The organism is Geobacillus sp. Manikaran-105, assembly GCF_002809955.1.
In the GTDB taxonomy this organism is placed as follows: Bacteria; Bacillota; Bacilli; order Bacillales; family Anoxybacillaceae; genus Geobacillus; species Geobacillus thermophilus.
Window position 1 is genome coordinate 34035 of sequence record NZ_PIJG01000013.1, and the last position, 22183, is coordinate 56217.

Below are 22183 nucleotides of genomic sequence, written 5' to 3' on the forward strand. Positions count from 1 at the left end.
CGCACCCTTATCGCTGTCCGATCGCCGCCACGATTTTCTCCGCCGCATGCCCATCGCCAAAGACGTCCGCATAAACAGGGGCGACTTCCTTGTGGACCGCCGCGACGATCTTCTCGCGGTCCGTGCCGGTTAAGATGTTCGCCCCGCCTTTGAGCGTTTCCACCCATTCGGTTTGTTCGCGCACCGTCACGCAAGGCACGCGCAAGAAATACGCCTCCTTTTGCACGCCGCCTGAATCGGTGATGATTTTTTTCGCGCCGCTCTCTAGCCGAAGCATGTCCAAATAACCGACCGGATCGATCAGCCGAAGCCCTGGAATCGCCGAAGCGTCCAAGCCGTACTCTTCAAGCTTATGCCGCGTCCGCGGATGAATCGGCCACACTTTCGTCCCGTCGATGTCCGCAAAAGCAGCCAAAATGGCTTTCAATTTGTCGGGGTCATCGGTATTTTCTGCTCGGTGAATGGTAATCAAGTAGTAGGATTGTTCCGCCAGCGACAAATCAGCCAAAATCGTCGATTGGCGCTGTGCGAGCTCCTTGTTGTACAAAATGGCGTCATACATGACGTCGCCGACATTCCAGACGTTTCGCGTAATATTTTCTTTTCGTAAATTTTCCACGGCCGTCTCCGTTGGACAAAATAAGAGCTCGGAGACATGATCGGTCATGATGCGGTTGATTTCTTCCGGCATCTGCTTGTTGAAGCTGCGCAGCCCGGCTTCGACGTGGATGACCGGAATGTGCAACTTCGAAGCGACCAACGCGCCGGCGAGCGTCGAGTTCGTATCGCCATAGACGAGCACATAATCCGGTTTTTCTTGCATGACAATTTCTTCAATTTTCATCAGCATTTCGCCCGTTTGCTTTCCATGGCTGCCTGAACCCACCCCAAGATAGTAGTCAGGCGTCGGAATATTCAACTCCTCAAAAAAAATGGCCGACATATTCGGGTCATAGTGCTGCCCGGTATGGATCAGCACTTCGGTATATTGTTTTCGCAAGACGCGCGAGACGGGGGCAGCCTTGATAAACTGCGGTCTGGCGCCTAACACGGTGGCGATTTTCATCCGAAACACCTCCTAGATCAGATGAGCGGTTATCAAGTATTTTGCGCATTTTCATCCTCGATCGTGCGCACCGGACGGCGCAAATCACGATCAACCCGGCTGGCAAAGAGCGTGGCGGCAAACAAGCCCCAACCAGCGAGCACCCAGCCGTCAGCAAGCGACGCCTGCTGAACGTAGACGATGACGATGAGGGCGAGCAATGTGCCGACCAAAACCAAAGCCATCTTTTTCCATGACACTGGCACAGGATACACTTGCTGGCTTTTGCGAAAAATGAAAGCCACAGCGACAATATACGTCATGAGGCTGGCCGCGACCGCCCCCCAGCTGAGCCAAAGCGGCACCAACACGGCGTTCAACGCAAGATGAAGAAGCGCCGCTAGCGTGAACACCCGTGAAATATAGCCGGTTTCCTTTGTCAAAAACAAGCCGGTGGAAACAATCAGATAATAAAAGTTCAAAAACGTGACGGCCGATAAAAACGGGATATAGGACGCTGCATCGCGATATTCCGGTTTGAAAAAGGTTTCCACAAGCCACGGGCTCGCCGTGGCGATCAAAAGCAGCCCAAACGCTCCAATGAGCAAAAGCGCCATATACACTTTCGCAAACAGCGCACGGCTTTCCGGCCGGTCTTTCATCGACATCGAATACGGACGCCACGCCATCTGCACGCCGCTCGTGATGAGCGTGATCACGGTCGCGAGACGCAAGGCAACCCCAAACACCCCGACTTCCTCCAACGACGCAAACCGTTGGATGAAAAACGTGCTGACGTTGGCGATCACCCAAAAGGCGAGCGAAGTCGGCACGAGCGGGGCGGCGTAGGCAAGCAGCTCCTTTAACACGTCAAAGCGCACGCGCCACACCATATACTTTACGGTCAAATGCAGCATCAACAAAAACACGAGCGCGCTGCTCACGAGCCGGCCGATGAGCAGCCCTTCCGGCGTCGCCGCGAACCACCGGAGCGCCGCATACGACAGCACAGCGACAAGCAGCATTTTCACGAGCGTCCAAATCACGACTTTTTTCGTCTGAAATTCAAACCGCAGCACCGTCGTCGCCATGACGAAAATCGTATCGAGCAGCAACGTCGCGATACTGATGTACAGCAAATCGACATAGCGAGGTTCTTGAAACAGCGCGCCTGCGATCCACGGACCGGCCAAAACGACAGCCAAAAATAAGATGGCGACGACAAACAGCCGGAAGTACATGACGTTGCGCACATACAAAAGGCGCTTCTCTTTGTCGTCCGTGTCGTAATAGTAAAAAGAGAGCGCCGAATCCGTACCGAAAATGACGAGAAATGTCAGCATCGACGTCCATTGGTCGATCAAGTAGACCGCCCCGTACTGCGCCTTTGACAAATAGCTTGTATAAATCGGCAGCATCAAAAAGGCAATCAGCTTCGTGCCGACGTTCATAAACGCGTAAAGGAGCGAATCCGCTCCTAAACGCTTGAATGCCGAGAACAATTTATAACAACTCCCGCTCGTCGACCATTTTGCTGAAGCGCGCCGGGAATCCTTTCACGACCGTCCTCGGTTCCGTATCTTTTGTGACGAGCGCCCCAGCGGCGACAAACGTCTCTTCCGCCACCGTCACGCCCGGCAGCAAAATCGCTCCGCCTCCGACGCGCGCCCCGCGCTTGACGGTCGCCCCTTTGATTTTGGCGAACCGTTCTTCCGTCCGCCCCATGTAGTTGTCATTGGTCGTCGTGACGCACGGCGCGATGAACACATGGTCTTCGAGCGTCGTGTAGGCCGTGATGTAGGAGTTCGACTGGATTTTCGTCCGATCGCCGATTTGGACGTGGTTTTCGACGCACACCCCGCGCCCGACGATCACATATTGGCCGATGTGCACGTTTTCGCGCACGCTCGCCAAATCAGCGATCAATGTGTAGGCGCCGATCGTCGCGCCTCGATAGATGACGGCGTTGGCGCCGATCGTGCAATGGTCGCCGATGACAAGCGGCGGCAGCTCGCCCGACAGCTTGACGGTGCTCGTTTTCGCCGGCTTCGGCGGTTTGCCGAGCACCGCTCCGTCGGCGATCGTCACGCCGTCGCCGATGACGGTTCCTTCGTGAATCGTGACGCGATGTCCGATTTTAACGTCGTTTCCGATTTTTACATTCGCCTCGATGACAGTGAAATGGCCCATTTCGACACGTTCACCGCAAACAACAGAGGGATCGACAACGTTCATGGTTTCGTCTCCTTCGCTTACAATTTGACGTATTTTGCCGGTTTCGACACATCTTTCATAGCATTGCGTGTGTCAAACACGACCCGGCTGTGACGAGCGACCATTTCATAGTCGATGTTGGAATGATCCGTCGTAATCAAGACAAGATCTGACTGTGCAAGCAGTTCCGGCGTCAGCTCGACCGTCTCAATCACCCGGTTGCACGCCCGGAACGACGGAACATACGGGTCGACGACCGCAAATTCCGCTCCGTATTGCTCGAGCAGCTCGACGATTTTCAACACTGGCGATTCGCGCACATCATCAATGTCTTTTTTGTAGGCGACGCCGAGCACCGTCACTTTCGAACCGCGCAGCGCCTTCCCTTCTTCGTTCAAAATGAGCATCGCGCGGTTGACGACATATTCCGGCATTGCGTTGTTGATTTCGCCGGCCAGCTCGATCAGGCGCGTATGGTAGTTGTATTCACGCGCTTTCCATGTCAAATAAAACGGGTCGATTGGAATGCAATGGCCGCCAAGCCCCGGGCCCGGGTAAAACGCCATAAATCCGTACGGCTTCGTTTTCGCCGCCTCGATCACTTCCCAAACGTCAATGCCCATCCGCTCGCACAAAATGGCCATCTCGTTCGCTAACGCAATGTTGATATGGCGAAACGTGTTTTCAAAAATTTTCTCCATTTCCGCCACCGCCGGGCTCGACACCTCGTGTACATCGCCTTCAAGCACCGCACGATACATCGCCGCCGCCACTTTCGTGCACGTTTTCGTCACGCCGCCGACGACTTTCGGCGTATTTTTCGTCTTAAACTGCTTGTTGCCTGGGTCAACCCGCTCCGGCGAATAGGCGACGAACACCGTCTCCCCGACGACGAGCCCCTTTTTCTCCAGCGCCGGTTTCACGATTTCTTCCGTCGTGCCCGGATAGGTGGTCGACTCCAACACGACAAGCATTCCTTCATGGGCGTATTTGGCGACTTCGTTTGCCGAATTTTCGACGTAGGATGTATCCGGCTGGTGATGCTCATCGAGCGGAGTCGGCACTGCGATCGCCACGGCATCGACTTCCGCGATCCGGGCGTAATCGGTCGTCGCCATGAGCCGCCCTTGCTTGACCATCTCATGCAAATCTTCATCGACAACATCGCCGATGTAGTTGATCCCATTGTTCACTTGATCGACGCGGCTTTGTTGGATGTCAAAGCCAATGACATGAAACCCTGCTTTTGCTTTTTCGACTGCCAGCGGCAACCCGACGTAGCCAAGCCCGACCACGCCGATGACCGCGTCGCGTTTCTCAAACTTTTGCAACAGCCGTTCCGCGTAGTTCATTCCTCTCATTCCTTTCTACTCAGATAGTTGCACTCTTGTCCCCGTTTCCGCCGAACGCAAAATCGCTTCGATCAGCCGAACAGGAGCCAATCCGTCCCAACCAGTGACGATCGGCTCGCGGTTTTCGCGAATCGCTTGCACCATATCTTCAATGATCCATTGGTGCCCCGGCTTGCCAAACGGGTCGGCGTTGATCTCATCGATGAGCTTTGCCCGTTCTTCCTCGCTGACGCCTTCCGCTTCCCACGTTTCGATAAAGTTGGCCGTCCGGCCGCCGATTTTCACTGATGCCGTTTCGCCGAAAATGGCGATCGATTCCTCCAAGTTTTGCGGATAAATCGTCGTCGCTGCCTCAATGACGCCAAGTGCCCCGCTTTCAAACTCGACGACCGCCGCCGCGACATCTTCCGTCTCAATCTTGCGCAGACGGGTCGCCGCCATCGCTTGCACCGCCTTGACCGGCCCCATCAGCCAAAGCAGCAAATCCAAATTGTGAATGGCTTGATTCATCAGGACGCCACCGTCAAACTCTTTCGTCCCCCGCCACGCCGCCTGGTCATAATAGGCTTGATTTCGATTCCAGCGCACCGTGGCGTTCGCATGGCTCAGTTTTCCGAACATCCCGCGCTCCATCGCCTCTTTCAGCTTCCGAATAGCCGGACGAAAGCGGTTCGGATGAACGACCGCGAGCTTCACGTCGTATTCTTTCGCCGCGCGGATCATCTCTTCGGCGTCGCTCACACGGAGCGCCATCGGCTTTTCCACAATGATATGACGGCGATAGCGGGCCGCCAGCTTGGCCAGCCGCGCGTGCAATCCAGACGGAACACAAATGTTGACGACATCGATCTGTTCGTTCTCCTTCAACATCGTCTCCATATCAGTGTAAACAGGAACGTCCGACACGTCGCGCAAACGTTCCGGATTCGTGTCGCACACGGCCGCCAGCTCGGCGCCGTCCGCCTTTTCAATGGCATCGATATGTTTTTTGGCGATATGCCCCATGCCGACAATGGCAAAACGGATCATGAAGAATAGTACCTCCTCGCGTCCAATATATACTTCCAAAGCACGAGCCAAACGACCGTCAAAAACAGGCCGAGGACAAGGCCGACGGCCATCAGCTGCCCCGTATACGTTTTCGATTTCGCCACCGTTTCCGACAACACGGCCGGTTTTTCGTAAAAGACAAGATTGCCGCGGATGCGATTGACGCGCTCCATCACTTCGGTCAAGTTGTTTTCCGACTCGACCAACAAGTCGCTGATGTCATTGAGCTGTTCTGGATTCAAGCGGCCCGACTGTATTTGTTCGCTATAATAATCGACTTTTTGCTGCAATGCGCGCTCCCGTTCTTCCAGCGCATGCAAGTATTTCGTGGTGACATCAATCCGCTCTTGCGAATGGCGCTTGAGCTCCTGACTGTATTCCGACACAACAAGCTTCAATTCTCGACTCACGTCTTGTTCATCGTCGCCTTTGACAGTGATTTGCACGTACTGTTCCTCAGGAACGACGACATCCAAGTTTTTCACCTCAGGAAACTTCGCTTCTATATTTTTCGGATCCGTCAACTCTTTTACGTCAATCGATCCGGTAAACACGACAGCTTTCCCCGTATACTTCTCCCCCTGCAGCAAAAACCACCCTGCGATGACGGTCAAAACGATCGTTGCAAGCGGAACGAGAAGAAACCACCATTTTCGCTGCCAAAAAAAGCGCAAATATTCGTATAGCACAAACGGTCGTTTTTCCGCCGTCAATCCGGCCACCATCCCTTATCATAAAATAACAAAGTGTTGTGAACAAAACAAATGATCCAACGCCAAAGAAAACGCCATTGCTGTGCGCAAGTGACGTCTCCTTTGGCCGGTTGGACGATCAAGCGGAATGACGGTAAAATTCCGCAATTTTCTCCACGACGTACTGTTGCTGCTCCTCTTTCAGCTCTGGGAACATCGGCAGCGACAGCGCTTCTTTCGCCGCTTTTTCCGCCTCCGGCAACTGCCCTTCCTTATACCCGAGCGAAGCAAACACCGGTTGTAAATGCAGCGGCAGCGGATAGTACACCATCGTCGCGATCCCTTGTTCTTTCAAAAACGCTTGCAGCTCGTCGCGCTTCGGCGCTCGAATCGTGTATTGATGGAACACATGATAGCGCCCATCGACTTCTTTCGGCGTCACAACAAGGTCGCCGACCGCCTCCTCGAGCAGGCGCGTATACGTCGCCGCATGCTTGCGCCGCTGTTCCGTCCACCGATCCAGATGCGGGAATTTGACGCTTAAAATCGCCGCTTGCATCTCATCGAGGCGGCTGTTGTAGCCAAGTACATGATGGTAATATTTCGGCTTGCTGCCATGAACGCGGATGACCCGGCATTTTTCCGCCAGTTCGTCATCGTTCGTAATGATCATGCCGCCATCCCCGTAGGCGCCCAAGTTTTTCGTCGGGAAGAAACTGTACGTCGCCGCCGTCCCAAGCTCGCCGACGCATTTCCCGTTGTATTTCGCGCCGATCGCCTGGGCGGCGTCCTCGATGACAACCAATCCATGCCGCTTGGCAATCGCGGCGATCGCCTCCATATCCGCCATTTGCCCGTACAAATGCACCGGGATGATGGCTTTCGTTTTCTCCGTCACCGCCGCTTCAATTTGCGCCGGATCGATGTTGAACGTCACCGGATCGATATCGACAAACACCGGTTTGGCGCCGGCCCGCGCAATCGATCCTGCCGTCGCGAAAAAGGTGAACGCCGTTGTGATGACTTCATCGCCCGGCCCGACGCCGGCCGCTTGCAAAGCAATATGTATCGCATCGCTTCCGTTGCCGCAGCCGATTCCGTGTTTCGCCCGGCTGTAGGCAGCAATATCTGCTTCTAGCTTTTTGACATAATCTCCTAAAATAAAGCGAGAGGAGCGCATCACTTCATCCAATACGCGCATGATCTCCGGCTTCAATTGTTCATACTGTTCGCTTAAATCCAACATTGGCACGTTCATCGCAAGTTCCTCCAAATCCAAAAAATATATAGAATAAACATGTTTAGTTTATCACATTTGCGTCAATATATAATGACAGTTTTGTGGCAATCTTGGCCTTGCCGCAAAAAAAATCAGCGAAGGAACGGCAGAAGCTGCATAAACAACGAAAAAGAAGGGTATAATTTTCCAAAGAAGGGCAATTCCTGAAAAAAGCCGTTTGTCCCTTTCATGACACAAACGGCCCATTTGCTATTTATCGGTCATTTCCGTATACTTTTCGGCTTCCCCGAAGCAGCTTGCGAATAAAGGTCATAAACGGCTTGTACTGATCATTGACCAAGCCGATCAGTTCAGCAAGCAGTTCCCCGAAGACGATCAAGGCAAAGACGATGAGAATGGACTGCCATAACGTCGAGGCGGAGAACAAAATCGCGCTGATGGCAAACATCAGGCCAAACGCATAAATGAGCAAGACCGTGTTGCGATGCGAAAAGCCGAGAGCCAGCAGTCGATGATGAAGATGCGACTTATCCGGCGCCGAGATCGGCCTTTTATTCACAATGCGGCGAATAATGGCAAATGTCGTATCGAAAATCGGCACGCCCAAAATGATCACCGGAACGACGAAGCTGAAGAGCGTCACGCTTTTGTAAAGCCCTAGCACCGACAGGACGGAAATGGCATAACCTAAAAACAACGCGCCGGTATCCCCCATGAAAATTTTCGCCGGGTGGAAGTTGTAAAACAAGAAAGCGATGACGCTGCCCAAGATGATCAAGCAGAGCGTGAAAATGAGCATTTTGCCCGCCATGCCCGCCATGACGGCAATGGCCGCAATTCCAATGGCGGAAATGCCTGCGGACAATCCGTCCAACCCGTCGATCAAGTTGATGGCGTTCGTAATCGCGATAATCCAAAATATGGTGATCGGGTAGCTCCACAGCCCCAACTCAAACGTGCCGACAAACGGGACAGTCAAAAGATCGACCTTCAGCCCGGAAGCGACAACGACGAACGCCGCCAGCAGCTGGCCGGCCAGCTTCACTTTTGGCGACAGCTCGTACAAATCGTCGAGCATCCCGACGAGCACGATGATGATGGCGCCGACCGTCATCCCCGTCACTTGCTCTTTATACACCCCGCCGACAAAATAGCCGACGGCGACACCGATAAAAATGGCCAATCCGCCAAGCCTTGGCATGACTTTTGTATGCACTTTTCTCCCGTTCGGCCGATCGACCGCGCCAATTTTGACCGCGAGTTTGATCACAAACGGGGTGATGACCAGTACAGTTATAAAAGAAGCTAGACATGCCACAAACGCGTCTATATTCATGAGCAATCACCTTGGCCATGTAGAATCGAGAAAACACACATCATCTTTATGTTACCATATACGATGAGTAAATCAATCCTTTTTTACACCCCTTTTTTGTCCCCAAGGATGAAAAATTTCTTTTTCCCTTGCCGCGAGAAGCTCGAGCGCCAATCCGGCGAACGATTCCACATTTTACATCCTCCCTCCACAGGAAACATCTTGTGCTATAATTAGGTTTAGAGCACTTGGTGTAAATCATGCCTGTCTAGGAGAGGAATGGACATATGTTTGCAAAAGTAAAGCAACTATTTGACGAAAGCGCGCGAGAAGTGCAGCGTCTTGCCAAGCTGGCGGCGCAAATCAATGAATGGGAACCAACCATTTCTTCGCTGAGCGATGAACAACTGCGCCAAAAAACGGTTGTCTTCAAAGAACGGCTCGAACGCGGCGAGACGCTCGATGACATCAAAACCGAGGCGTTTGCCGTCGTCCGGGAGGCGGCGCGGCGCGTGCTCGGTCTGCGCCATTACGACGTGCAACTGATGGGCGGATTGGCGATGCATGAAGGAAACATCGCCGAAATGCAGACCGGGGAAGGAAAGACGTTGGCGGCCACTTTGCCAAGCTACTTGCACGCCCTCCTTGGAAAAGGCGTCCACATTATTACGGCCAACGAATATTTGGCGCGCCGGGACTGCGAACAAATGGGCCGTGTGTTCCGCTTTCTCGGCTTAACCGTCGGCCTGAATGTGTCGCAAATGACGGCCAGCGAGAAAAAAGAAGCGTACGCGGCCGACATCACGTACGGCACCGGCACCGAGTTCGGCTTTGATTATTTGCGCGACAACATGGTGTACCGCCTCGAAGATAAAGTGCAGCGCCCGCTGTATTACGCCATCATCGATGAAATCGACAGCATTTTAATCGACGAAGCGCGCACCCCGCTCATCATCGCCAATAAATCGGGAATCGGAGCCGAATTGTTCCCGATTATGGCACGCATCGTCCGCACCTTCGAAGAAGGAAAAGAGTATGAACGGTCTTTGGAGACGAAACAAATTTTCCTCACCGAAGAAGGGGCGCAAAAAATCGAGCGGGCGTTTGGCATCGATAACCTATACGACTGGGAGCATCACGTGCTGCTCCATCATGCGATGCAGTCGCTGCGCGCTTGGTTTATCATGCGGCGGGATGTCGATTACATCGTCAAAAACGGCAAAGTGATGATCGTTGACCCGTTCACCGGCCGGGTGATGGAAGGACGCTCGTTCAGCGACGGCCTGCATCAAGCCATTGAAGCGAAAGAAGGTGTGGAAATCACCGAAGAAAACGACATCCAAGCAACGATTACGATCCAAAACTATTTTCGCATGTATGAGAAGCTAGCCGGGATGACCGGCAGCGCTACGCCGTCGAAAGAAGAATTTTGGCAAACGTACCGGCTGCGCGTTATTACGATTCCGACAAACCGGCCATCCCGCCGCACCGACTGGGACGACCTCGTCTACCAGACGTACGAGGCGAAAGTACGGAAAATTATTGACGAAGTGAAAAAAATGAATGCCATCGGCCGCCCTGTTCTCATCGGCACGACATCGGTCGCACAGTCGGAACGGTTGTCAGCGGCGTTTTCGAAAGCAGGCATCCCTCACCACCTGCTCAATGCCAAAACGGAGGAAGAAGAAGCGCGCATCATCGCCACCGCCGGGCAAAAAGGGCAAGTGATGATCGCCACCAATATGGCCGGGCGCGGGACCGATATTTTGCTTGGGGAAGGCGTCAAGGAACTTGGCGGGCTGCACATCATTGGCACAGAGCGCCATGAAAGCCATCGCATTGATATGCAGCTGCGCGGCCGGGCAGGACGCCAAGGGGATCCGGGGTCTTCCCAGTTTATCATTTCGCTCGACGACGATTTATTCCGCTTGTATGATCAAGATGAATTGAAAAAATGGAAAAGCAAAGTCGAGACGGATGAAACCGGGCGCATCGTGTCGCCCGACCCGATCAAGTTCGTCCAAAAAGTGCAAACAACGATCGAAAACGCCCATTATTCGGCGCGATTGCATTTATTGAAATTGGACACCGTGATCGACCAACAAAGCAAAGTCATCTACCATATGCGCGATCGCGTCTTGGCGCTGAAGCAAGCAGAGGTGCTGTCCGAGCTCCTTCGGCACATCCATCGCCATATCACGCAAACGATCGACCGTTATTGTCCGGAAAACGTCTTTTTTGAAGAGTGGAACATCGAAGGACTGCACAACGAGCTGCGCCGTGCCTTTTTCCGGTTTGCCTATCCGATTGATGATCTTCGCCATAAGCAAAAAGAAGAAATCGCCCAGCTTGTTTGGGACGAATACAAATCGCTTGAAGCGGCGCTCGCCGATCTTCCGTGCGACGAAGAACAAACCATGCGGCTTAAGCATTTGATGGTTGAAACAATCGACGCCCACTGGATTCGCCACTTAAATCAACTGAATTTATTAAAAGAGGGGATTCATTTGCGCAGCTACGGCCAAGAGGATCCGTACCGCGCCTTTGAAATGGACGCCTACCGCGAATTCGTCGCGCTGCAGCAAGCGATCGACGCCGGCATTTGCACGACAGCCATGAACTATTTGAAAAGCCAGTTTGTCATCGATGACGAAGCGGCCGCCGCCGCGAACAAACCATAACCGCGGCGCAGCACGCCGCCTCGTAAAGGAGGTTCCCTATGATTTTCCGACGAAAACAACGCACGCAACCGGAAGCCGAGCTGCCGGCGCAACATGTCAAACAGCCGGAGGTCGGAACGAAAACGACGCTGTCGTTTCATCCGGACTGGCAGCTGTCTCCGGAAGAAACGTACGTCTATCGCTTTTACCACGAACAGCTGCCGCCGCTTCAGCCAAACCAAATTTCCATTTCCGGCGTCAAGCTGGTCGAATACAACGATGGGTTTGTCGCTGTCGCCATTTTGCGCAACACGCTGCCGAAGCCGGTTCGCTTTGAACGAATCCGCCTGTTGCTGCTTGACGAGGATGGCACGGCGATCGCCCGCAAAGAGTTTGATATGAGCCCTTTCGGCGAACTGCCGCCGATGACGGCCCGCCCGTGGCGGTTTTTGTTCGCCGCCGAGGACAAGCTCGTCGATCAGTTGCCTGCAGATGGATGGAAGATCGCCTTTGAACTGACACCGCGGCATCGGCTCGACCTAGAGGAAAGCTGGGAGCAGACGCTGTCGGCCAAGCAGCGCCAACAGCTGCAAGCCCTCGTTGACTCGGTTCCGCCTCCCGCTCCCGGAGAGGTGAACTTCATGGGCATTGAAGCGAAACAGCTGCCTTCCGGTGAACTAGGCGTCACGTTGCTCATTCGCAACGGCAGCGACAAACATATCCATTTTGAACAAATCCCGCTTGAAGTGCGGGATTATGCTGGCGATATCGTCGCCCGCGGATTATTTCCCTGCCATCTGGAAGTGAAAGCTCACACCAGCAAACCATGGACGTTCCTCTTCCCACCGGAATTGCTGCACAAAGCAGAACCGGATTGGACGTCCTGGAAGGTGACAATCCCATCCTCCCCGGCACAGAGCGAAAAGCAAGAAACGCAATCAAGCGAGGAGTAACCGGCAAAAAGCTGGCCCCCATGGTCGCCAAACGACCGATGGAGGCCAGCTTTCTTTGCATCGTTCCGTTCAAAACGACCGCGCTCCCGCTGTCGGCCGCGCCTTAGTCGAAGCAGCCGAACTTTGCACCATCAAGAGCAGACGGCTATCCAACGCATCTCGATGGGAGAGCCTTATTTCGTAGAAGCAGCGGTTTGAATCTCCATGTAAGCGCCTTTTTTCATCGCCACGCCGTCTTTGCTTTTTAACACCGGCGGAATGACCAACAAATAGCTCTGCCCTTTGGCCAGCTTCGCTGCCGGTTTGATCAAAAGCTCCGTCCCCCGGCGGATTTGCGCCGTCACCGCCGCTTCCCGTCCGCCTAATTGATACAATTTTACTCCGCTTACCGCGGTATTGGCGAGCGGACGAGAGAAGCGGACGACAAACGTCTTATCGACCGGCGCATTGCGCAGCTTGCCGAGCGACTGATACCCTTTCAGCTGCCCAATCAGCAAATCGCGGTGAGCGGCATACAGCTCTTTCCCAACGACCGTCGGCACATCCGGCTTCACCCCAACGTGATGAATCGGCGTCCCTTTTGGCGAGAAAAAGTGGGCGACGGTCAACTTCAACATGCTGCCGTCCGACAGCTCAAACATTTCCTGCATCGATCCTTTGCCAAACGTCCGTTGCCCATACAAAACGGCCGCCTTTTGCTCCTTCACCGCCGCCGCCAACATTTCCGACGCACTCGCGCTCGACGCGTTGACAAGCAGCCGGATCGGTCCCGTCATTTGCACCGGCTGTTTGACAGCGGCATACACTTCTGGGTGATTCGAACGGTCGCGCAACTGAAACGCCTGTTTCACATTCGGGAAAAAGCCGGCGATTTTCTGCGCCGTTTCCACATATCCCCCCTGATTGTCGCGGAGGTCAAAAATCCACCCTTTCACCCCGCTTAACGAGCGGATGGCGCGTTCGATCTCACCGGGTGCTGTCTCATCAAAACTATATAGCTGAATATAGCCGATATTCCCTGCCAGCCGTTTGAACTCAACGTTCGGCCAGTCGATTTTTTCCCGCTTGATGGTGACGCTGACGGTTTCCTCGGTCGACGGCCGCCAAACGGTTACGGCCACCGTCGTTCCTTCTTCCCCTGCAATCAAGCTCAATACTTTTTCCATTGTCTCATTCGTTACCGGCTGCCCGTCAACAGCCTGAATCACATCGCCCGGCTGCAGTCCGGCGCGGGCGGCTGGCCCATTGTCCAAGACAGACAGGATGTGGACGCCGTCCTCATCTTCCTCAATCATCACGCCGATGCCGACAGACTCCATATCGATCCACTTCAAAAATTCCTCGTATTCTTCCTTTGTCATATAGGCAGAATACGGGTCAAGCTGTTTGACAATATCTTGCGGGGTGCTGGCTTTCAACACTCGATCGCTTACGGGTTCAACATAATACTGACGAACCAACTCCCGCACTTCTTCGAGCACCTTCGTTGACGCCGGAGCCGCCGCCGCCTCCGCCGGCGGACTCCAAACCGAAAATGAAGCCGCAAGCAACATAAGAGCCGCCGCCCATCGCTGAATCACATTCATATCCGTCTCTCCTCTCCCGACATGCGCCGGTTTATTCGATATCGACATCTAAGACAACCGGCGCTTTAAAATCATCGATATACACCGCCAGCTGCTTGCGCGTCGCCGCATCCACCACATTTGGCAGCCACCGGTCGCAAAGCGACAGCAACCGCTCCGCCCGCGCGATATCCCCTTCATCATACGCATCAAGCAGCTTGTCCATGGCTTTCATAATATTGATGGGATCATACGCGCGCTGCTTGACAGCCAAAGCCGGGCGTTGAAACCATCCTTCCATCTTTTCGCGCAGCGCCGCTCCCGGAACACGGCCGATGAGAATCGCTGTTTTGCGAATTTGGTATTGCAACGGGGCATAGGAATCATACACGACATCCACATCCCCCATCCGCAGCGCCCGGTCGACGTTGGCCGTCAAGGCGCGCAATCGCTCCCCGCTTTCGACAGCGCTGATGTAGGCGGAAGCCTTTTTCATCGTCTGTTCTCCGGCCGCGATCCGTTTTTCCAACTGCGCCCTTGCCGTTTGCGGACGCACGCGCGCCACTTCTTTTTTCGCCGCCTCATAATCGCGTTTGACTTGGTTCAAGAGACGGTACGGCTTGGACCATTGATTGGCTTTCATCGCCCGCTCAAGCTGGGCGGCATGCTGCTCAAGCCGCTCCACATTCGGGAACGAGGCCGCTTCCGCCTGAACAGTCAACAGCGAAAACGACAACCAAAACACCGCCAGCCATCCGATGATGGAAAATGCTTTTCTCCGTTTTCTCCTCACACTTTCACCTGCTATCTACAAAAATATAAAACATGTATTTCAATTTTACTGGAAAAGACACAAAATGAAAATATGTTCTGAAAAAAATCGAACTTAAGCCCTTCAAAGCATAAAATAAGGCCGACTCTTCAGCCACCTTTTTGACTGTCAGAGCCAGCCTTGATCAACTAAAGTCCGGCCAGTTCGTTTGCTGCTGATCCCCGTCGATTTTGCTCAGCGTCCGGTAGCGAAACGGAATGATGGCCTGTTCTGGCTTTCCAAGAAACTCTTTCGCCCATTCGAACGGAATCAAATCGAACTGTTCCTTGTTTTCAGCGATAAAATAGACGCCGACGACTCTTCCTTGTTGATGGAGGTCAATTGTCAAAAAAGCCGGGTAATACGTGCCGTCTTGCGCCCGCAGCACCGCTTTGGCCGTCACCCGACCGTCCCCTTCGTCTTCCACATCCGGATTGGCGATTCTCTCCAACACCTTGATCGCCCATCCTTGTTTTTTATATCCTCCGACCAGCTTCGGCGGTTTTTTCCGCAACTGCTCCAACAACGTTTGTTCGTCCATCGTCAAGCTTTTGCCTCCCTTGCGGTTTGCCTATCCACATATATACAATACTTTTCAGAGAAATGCAAGTGCCCAGAAGAACAGCATGCAAGGACTTTCTCGATTAGTGAGCAACATCCCTTGTTCATTCCCTCTTCTAGGCAAGCAGGGGAGGCGCGCCCATCAGCGGAAGATGGCGCGAAGGCCGTCGATGTAAATCGCTCCGGCGTTTTTCCGTCCGATATCCGTTTCCATATAACGCACCGGCATCTCCAGCATGAGCGGAAGCGCGACATCGCTAGGCACAGCGGCTTGCACATATTTCCAACCGGTCCAATTGACATGGCGGGCAAAATCGATCCAGATGCGGCGCCCGCTTCCATCCCGCAGCTGGGCGCGCAGCCAATGGCCGCTTCCGTCTCCATACACCCACATGCCAATCGCTTGCGGCCGTTTCGAAATCCAAATCGCTTCCTCCCGACTAGCATAGACGCCGGATGTCCCTGGCATCCCGCGAAAATCATATGAAATTTTCAGCGCCTGCTTTCCTTCTCTCACCTTTTCTGTCGTCCGCTCGACCGCAGCCCCCACATAGTTGACGCCCGATGCATTCCACTTCGACTCCGTTTCAAAGTCATCAAGCACTTCTTCGCTTTCCCCGTTCTCTTGCGTCTCTTTGTACACAACAAGAAGCGCATTCGCCACCGGACGCGCAAATCCATCAGACGGTTTGTTTTCGACTTTGAGCTGCCCGTTTGGCTGGCGGACGACAAATGTCGAAGAACCGCCGCCATCGAGCGTCATCGCATCGACGGCGCCAAGCTCATGCATCAGCTTGGCCAGCTCATTCAATGTCATTCCTTGGCTATGGGCAGGCTGGCGGCCATCGACAACGACGAGCATGACATTTCCGTTCTTGTCAATGCCGACGGCTGTACGCGGATGGACTCCTTTAATCGAAAACGGCTGCACTTTTCCATCCGCCACCAACCGGTATCGGCCGCCGAGCGCTTCTTTCACCCCACTCCATTCGGGCTGGTCATACTGAAGGGAAATTTCCACCGCATCCCCTTCTTTCGCCTGTCGCAAATAGTCACTCGCCCGGCCATGGCCCGACAACACGAGCTCTCCAGGCTGGAGCGGTTCATCGCCTTGACCGACTACAACTTTCTTCACCGTTCCGGTGACCGTTCCATTCCCGTTCAACACCCCTTGTACATTCGTCAGCACGACTTCCGTCCCAAGAGCGTTCGTTTTCGTGGAAGCAGCGAAATACGGGGTGTACAAAATCAACTGATGAGCGCGCCGCGGCTTGTTGATGCCATCGACGGGATATGAGCCTCCTTCTCCAATTCGAACGCCAATTTGAACATCTGGGTTTCCAATCATCGGCTTTCCATCAGCGCTGATGCCAAAAATCGTCCGTTCCGCCGCCGGCGTTGTATTCGTCATCACGATCTCTCCCCGGTGCACCATCAAATCGGTCGGCGAACCATCCTCTTTGAAATAATCGCCGTTCACCGCCGCCAGTACGATTCCGTCGCGGCCATCGTACCGTTTTGCCTGCTCAAGCACCGGTTCAATGCCAAGCACTTGATCATTGGACAGCGCCGTCTCAATGACCAGCCTCTCATTCGACGTATCGATGTCAAGCTTGTACACGTGCTGCTTGCCGCGCGTTCCGACGACTTCCATTTCCTCTTTTTCCACCCCAGAGGCGATGCGCGTCGACACCTCCTTTACCACCGTGCCGACCGCCAACTGCCTCGCTCCATACCGCCCCGGATTGACAAGCTTCAGCTTCTCCCTCGACGGCGTTTTATACACAACATGTCCTTTGATATTGGTGACGTAATATCCACCGCCAACCCCGTATTGGCCGCCAAACGCCTCGTCATACGAATACACCCGGTACTGTTCTCCAGGCTGCAACACGCGGACAAACGTCAGCGCCCCGTTTTCCCGTTTCCATAGGTTAATCGGTTTCACGATCTCCAATTTTCCAATTTGCCCCTGCACAAGGCGCATGCCTTCCCAGTAGACGACATTCGCTCCGGCATCCGCTTCTGGCGCTTGCAGCGCCGTCCATGCGGCCAACACCGCCCCGACCCCAATGCGTATGATGTTCTTCGCTTTTCCCACTGGTCCCCTTTTCCTCTCTTTCTATCATTTTGTTGCAATCGATTCTATTATACGACAAACTTCTACAAAAAGGGGGATCATTTTCCATTTATTTAGTCCAAAAAAAAAAGAACGTCCCAGCACTGCTGGGACGCCCTGTAGAAGCGAAAACATCATCCGCGGTCACGGAGTATAAAACTCTTGAGAGTAGTAGGGTTGATGAAATGAATTGAACGCCACCCCAACGCCGAGGCGGGTAAAGTCCGGATATAAAAGGTTTTGCCGATGACCGAGCGAGTGCATCCACGCTTCATGGACAAAAATCGCATCGTATTGTCCGTAGGCGATGTTCTCTCCCGCCACGCGATACGCGATGCCACGGCGCTTCAGGCGGTCAAACGGCGATAGGCCTTGCAAGTTCGTATGAGAGAAGTAGTGATGGACCGCCATATCTTCGCTATGTTCACGGGCGGCCGCCGCCGCCTTCGCATCCCACGCGAGTGCCGGAAGCCCGTGCAAGCGGCGCGCCGCGTTTGCTAAATCAAAAATTTGATATTCATAGGCCGTGCGCAGCTCCTCCGTCGGCGTTCCGTAAAACCCGGGCTTTTCATCCTCGAGCGCCCGATTGACGACAAGCACGCCATCCACCCGGTTGTTGTTGTACCGGTCATAAAAGAAGGTGACGTAGCGGCCGTTGACAAGATAGATCCCGTATTCGTCATTTTGAATGTTGTAGACGGCATCCTTTTTTTGGATGAAGGCGAGCGGCCGGCCGTAGCGCGCTTCCACCGCCGTTTTCGCCGTTCCGATGCCCGTTCCTTTTTTCGTTTGGACAATCGGCTGATTCGTGTACATCGCCGCCACCCGATCACGGTCATAGCTCACCATCAAAAAGTTTTTGTAACCGCCCTGATCATACGCCTCCCAATATAGGCCGTAGGCGTTTTTTGTCTTCCGCTTCGCCTTGCCGTACATCGCTTCGACCTTGGCGCGTGAGTCGCCGATCGCCACCCCGTTCATCGTGACATCCGCCATGTTTGCCTTCGCCTGCTGCACGCATAAAGCAGCGGCCAACTTCTCTTTTGACGGCGTTTCATAGCGGACGCGGGCATCGTTCTTGATCGCATATCCTCGGCCGACCTCGAAATACCCGCCGCCTAGCGCGTACACGCGATACACCGCGCCGCTTGGCAGCGTCTTCACTGCTTTGTTCGACAACCATAGCTCTGTCGGCGCTGTGACCGTCAACCGGCCGATTTGTCCGGGCTTCAGTTCAGCGCCGTCCCACCACACTTTTTCCGTTCCGACAAGCTCCCCGCAATCCTCCGCCTTGACCATTGATGAACTCGGCATCCAAAGCCATCCGGCCGCAGCCAACAGCATTCCGATTGCCACCGCCTGCACCCATTTCCTCACTTCCGCCCGCTCCTTCCTTTCTCTTTTTCTTTCATCATAGAGGTCTTTCCGTCAAAAGAAAAGAGAAAAAAGAATGATTTCAACGAAAAAGAGGCCGCTTTGGCTGTGCAAATGTCGAAATTTCGTCAAACAAGCTTCGCACCCACTTGGCTAAGGGGCGAAATATAGGTTAAAATGGATCATATTATTCTTCCATTTTCGTGAGAGAGGAGCATACTTTAGGCTCTTCACCAAAAGTTGTACTTGATTTTTTCTGAACATACCCTATTTACGCTTGTGAGGGAAAATCAACAAATCAGTGATTTTTGCACATCTTTGTGCAGGAAACCGTATTGCTTGTCAAATACATGTTGTGGTGAAGAGCCAAAAAACCAACAATAATGAAATAATTTTCCTCATATAGGTCCCTCCTGGATTTTTTACCAATAAATTGTACCATGGGAGTGCTTTATTGTAAATAATTATTTTCATTTTCTGACAATAAATAACTCAAACTTTGCAAACTGAAATCGTTGGCTCCTTAGTAGGAATTAGGGCTTAATACTATTTATCTAGCTTCTATTTTATATTAACTGTCTCAAAAGTTATTTGAAACGGATTTTATGTTTCTACTAAAGTACAAAAAGAAAAGACCTGCAGAGATTTATCTCCGCAGAGCCTTTCGACAAACTTGGGAGCGTGACAGGCGATATTACTTCTCCCTTTGAATCCTTAAATATGATATTAGAGGTATCAACTCCGTTCGTTACCGTCCATAATTGAACATTTTCTGCGCCTTTAATCTCTTTTACATTGGCATTGTCGATTAATACTTCTTTTACTTCTGCACCGCTTAAGTCAATGACAGCATCTTTTGAAGTTGGGCTGATCACAATTTTTGTATTTTTTAAACCTTCCCCTTTAACAGTAGCTGAGTTCTTTAGCCAGATTCCCTCTCTAATTACTGAAGTGCCGTCCATGTTGATCAGAGAGTTGGCAGCTTGAATCGTTAGTTTTTTGGTTGAGAATCCAACAAGATTATATACCTTGTCATATTTCGGCTGTGTAGCACCTAATTGTATCTGAATTAGTACCGGATCATGGTCGCTTGCACGTCCGTGCACTTCCATAAAAGATGAGTTGATATGGACAATATCGACTATTGTTGATTGTGCCAAGTTATTAGATACTAAAATGTGATCAAGTACTTGGGAGTTCCCTTGATGCGTATACGAATAGCGCTCTTCTGCCGGAACTTTCTCGATCATATTTGTTAATTCGTTTCCTTTTAGTGTTTTTAAAGGATTTGAAAATTCGAAATCATTAAAGTCCCCTAATACCACAATATTTGCATTCGGATCTTTTGATTGAACATCTTTTACAAAATTGTTAACGATTCTTGCCATTTCAAGGCGTTTAGCCTCGCTTTTGAATTCTGGAGGCTGAACTTTCCCGAATAAAGGAAAGTCTCCGCTTTTAGAGTTGAAATGGTTTGCTATTACGATCACACTTTTTCCATTAAATTTAAACTGTGCTGCCAGCGGCTTACGGCTGGAATCAAACGCCGGGTTTGTTGGGTCAATGCGGCCTGGGTTTAATGTCAGTTTTCCATTTTCAAAACCAACTGCTTGTGTGGCAGTACCTTTTGTTCCTTCTACAAGAGATACCCGGTCTTGGTTATAAAGAAAGCCAACGCGAATATTTCCACCAGGAGCACCGCCGTCCCTATTATTTTCCGGAGCGATATCCGTATAAGCGTATTCTGGCCCTCCAAGTTCTTTAATTTTGTTGATTAATCTCGCAAAACTTTGATCAGCATTGGTATTTCCGCTGTCTGTTTGCCCGTCATTATCCTGCATTTCTACTAAACCGATAATATCCGGCTGCTTCAAATTTTGGACAATTGCCTGTGCTAGCTTTGTTACCTTTGCGTCATCTGTTTTTGCTGAGAAATTCTCTACATTGTAAGAAGCAATTGTCAGTTTCTCTGGGTCTGGAGTAATCGTTGTTGTTTCACGAACGGTTGTTCCTTCAATAAGCTTTGGTAAATCACTTTTATTGCTTAACACTTTATAGTTGCTGAAACTATAACTTACAACCCCCTTGATTGAGCCATTAAAATAATCTCCCGTTTTTGCCACATAGTTTTCATCATTAATATCAATCATGATTCTTTCAGGGTTGTAGTCTGTTTCTGAAATTTTTAATCCACCAGCTATTGTATTCGTTGGAATTGATTCAGGGACAACGATGATCTCACCATATTTTTGCGGTGCAACAACCTTTGGATTATCTACCTGCACAAGCATTCCTTCTAAGCTTTCAAAGAAGTCGATTCCGTCTTCTTCCGGATCAAATTTAGTGAAACTGTCATTATCAATAACTTCAGTCGGAAGGGCTCGGTCTTTTCCAATCACAACTGGTGCAGGAAGCGGTTGTCCTCTTGAAATCACTTTTATTGATCCAGATGACGCATTTATTTCTGTAACAGTCAAATCTGTTTGTGCTTTTTCAGAGTATCCTTCCAGTAACCATTCTTTTACCTGTCCTGTTACTTGAACAACGTCACCAACATTTACGCCATGAAGTTTTTTATAAACTAATATTCCTTCTGATGTCTTATCATCATTATCTGGCTGTAAATCTTGCATATAAAAGTTATTATCATCAACTACATAAGTTACGATACCTTCAACATCTGTTACATTTGATCCATTTAATGGTGAAATATGCCCAGCGCCCTGAATATCACGGATACGAATTTCTCCAGCTTGAACGATGTAATTAAAGGTAGCTACTTCACTGTTCGTTAAACCATCTTTAACACCAAAAGCCTTGATCGTAGTATTTTTAGTTATAGTAATTGGTTCACGATAGACGAGGCTGTTTGTCGTAGGTTCGCTGTTGTCTGTTGTGTAGTAGATTGTCGCGCCTTCTGTGGCTGTTGATAATGTTATCTTATCTCCTCTCTTCACTAGTCCCGAACCAGGAGTCGCTGTAATAGGTTGCACTTTACTTAAATCAGTAATAATATCAGCTGCATCACGAGGAATTAACTGGTATGTCCCATCAAATGCACCTAAGACGCCGGTAATAGATTCATAGGTTTTATTAACAGAAAGTAAGTTTACATCTTCCGGACGAATTACAAGTAACTATTCACCCCAGTGCTAGTGTATAAAAAAGCCCAGTACAAATAGGGCATTTCGGTCATAGAAAATGCCCTAGGTAGCGGAAAGAACTCGATCGA

General features: G+C 51.7%; 16 protein-coding genes. 2 read left to right on the plus strand and 14 right to left on the minus strand.

Going from position 1 to position 22183, the window contains the following annotated elements:
• Window positions 1-7 precede the first annotated feature (7 nt).
• The 8 genes from wecB to CV945_RS05990 form a co-directional block, all read right to left on the minus strand.
• The gene (gene wecB, locus CV945_RS05955) at window positions 8-1066 is read right to left on the minus strand and encodes a non-hydrolyzing UDP-N-acetylglucosamine 2-epimerase (RefSeq protein WP_011232632.1); all 1059 of its coding nucleotides are present in this window, start codon (window positions 1064-1066) and stop codon (window positions 8-10) included.
• Window positions 1067-1098: 32 nt separating this feature from the next.
• The gene (locus tag CV945_RS05960) at window positions 1099-2547 is read right to left on the minus strand and encodes a lipopolysaccharide biosynthesis protein (RefSeq protein WP_100659361.1); all 1449 of its coding nucleotides are present in this window, start codon (window positions 2545-2547) and stop codon (window positions 1099-1101) included.
• Window position 2548: 1 nt separating this feature from the next.
• A complete protein-coding gene (locus CV945_RS05965) occupies window positions 2549-3280 on the minus strand; it encodes an N-acetyltransferase (protein WP_011232634.1) in 732 nt (243 codons plus the stop codon).
• 17 nt (window positions 3281-3297) lie between these two features.
• Window positions 3298-4611, minus strand: a complete 1314-nt coding sequence (locus CV945_RS05970; protein WP_011232635.1) for a nucleotide sugar dehydrogenase — start codon at window positions 4609-4611, stop codon at window positions 3298-3300.
• Window positions 4612-4626: 15 nt separating this feature from the next.
• Window positions 4627-5640, minus strand: coding sequence for a Gfo/Idh/MocA family protein (locus CV945_RS05975; RefSeq protein WP_011232636.1), 1014 nt, complete (start codon window positions 5638-5640; stop codon window positions 4627-4629).
• On the minus strand, window positions 5637-6374 hold the full coding sequence (locus CV945_RS05980; RefSeq protein WP_011232637.1) for a GumC domain-containing protein: 738 nt from the start codon (window positions 6372-6374) through the stop codon (window positions 5637-5639). Before CV945_RS05980 ends, CV945_RS05975 begins: the two co-directional genes overlap by 4 nt.
• Before the next feature lie 118 nt (window positions 6375-6492).
• A complete protein-coding gene (locus CV945_RS05985; RefSeq protein ID WP_021321960.1) occupies window positions 6493-7611 on the minus strand; it encodes a DegT/DnrJ/EryC1/StrS family aminotransferase in 1119 nt (372 codons plus the stop codon).
• Window positions 7612-7846: 235 nt separating this feature from the next.
• Entirely contained in the window at window positions 7847-8929 is a 1083-nt protein-coding gene (locus tag CV945_RS05990; RefSeq protein WP_011232639.1) for a glycosyltransferase family 4 protein, read from the minus strand.
• A 266-nt stretch (window positions 8930-9195) separates the two neighbouring features.
• On the opposite strand from CV945_RS05990, the gene secA2 reads away from it, so the two are divergent.
• Window positions 9196-11589, plus strand: coding sequence for an accessory Sec system translocase SecA2 (gene secA2 / locus CV945_RS05995; RefSeq protein ID WP_100659362.1), 2394 nt, complete (start codon window positions 9196-9198; stop codon window positions 11587-11589).
• Between the two features lie 38 nt (window positions 11590-11627).
• The gene (locus tag CV945_RS06000; RefSeq protein WP_100659363.1) at window positions 11628-12521 is read left to right on the plus strand and encodes an accessory Sec system S-layer assembly protein; all 894 of its coding nucleotides are present in this window, start codon (window positions 11628-11630) and stop codon (window positions 12519-12521) included.
• Between the two features lie 173 nt (window positions 12522-12694).
• Here the strand turns inward: CV945_RS06000 and CV945_RS06005 are convergent, their stop codons facing one another.
• From CV945_RS06005 to CV945_RS06030, 6 genes are all read right to left on the minus strand, one after another.
• Window positions 12695-14107 (minus strand): S41 family peptidase, encoded by a 1413-nt coding sequence (locus tag CV945_RS06005; protein WP_100659364.1) that lies wholly within the window; start codon window positions 14105-14107, stop codon window positions 12695-12697.
• Between the two features lie 31 nt (window positions 14108-14138).
• A complete protein-coding gene (locus CV945_RS06010) occupies window positions 14139-14879 on the minus strand; it encodes a hypothetical protein (protein WP_100659365.1) in 741 nt (246 codons plus the stop codon).
• Window positions 14880-15042: 163 nt separating this feature from the next.
• Window positions 15043-15444, minus strand: a complete 402-nt coding sequence (locus CV945_RS06015) for a hypothetical protein (protein WP_100659366.1) — start codon at window positions 15442-15444, stop codon at window positions 15043-15045.
• A gap of 156 nt (window positions 15445-15600) precedes the next feature.
• Window positions 15601-17559, minus strand: a complete 1959-nt coding sequence (locus tag CV945_RS06020; protein WP_100659367.1) for a phosphodiester glycosidase family protein — start codon at window positions 17557-17559, stop codon at window positions 15601-15603.
• A 162-nt stretch (window positions 17560-17721) separates the two neighbouring features.
• Window positions 17722-18954 carry a CAP domain-containing protein gene (locus tag CV945_RS06025; protein ID WP_100659368.1) on the minus strand — a complete coding sequence of 411 codons (1233 nt, stop codon included), beginning with the start codon at window positions 18952-18954 and terminating at the stop codon, window positions 17722-17724.
• A gap of 611 nt (window positions 18955-19565) precedes the next feature.
• The gene (locus CV945_RS06030) at window positions 19566-21944 is read right to left on the minus strand and encodes a chitobiase/beta-hexosaminidase C-terminal domain-containing protein (RefSeq protein ID WP_232722036.1); all 2379 of its coding nucleotides are present in this window, start codon (window positions 21942-21944) and stop codon (window positions 19566-19568) included.
• Between the last annotated feature and the right edge of the window lie 239 nt (window positions 21945-22183).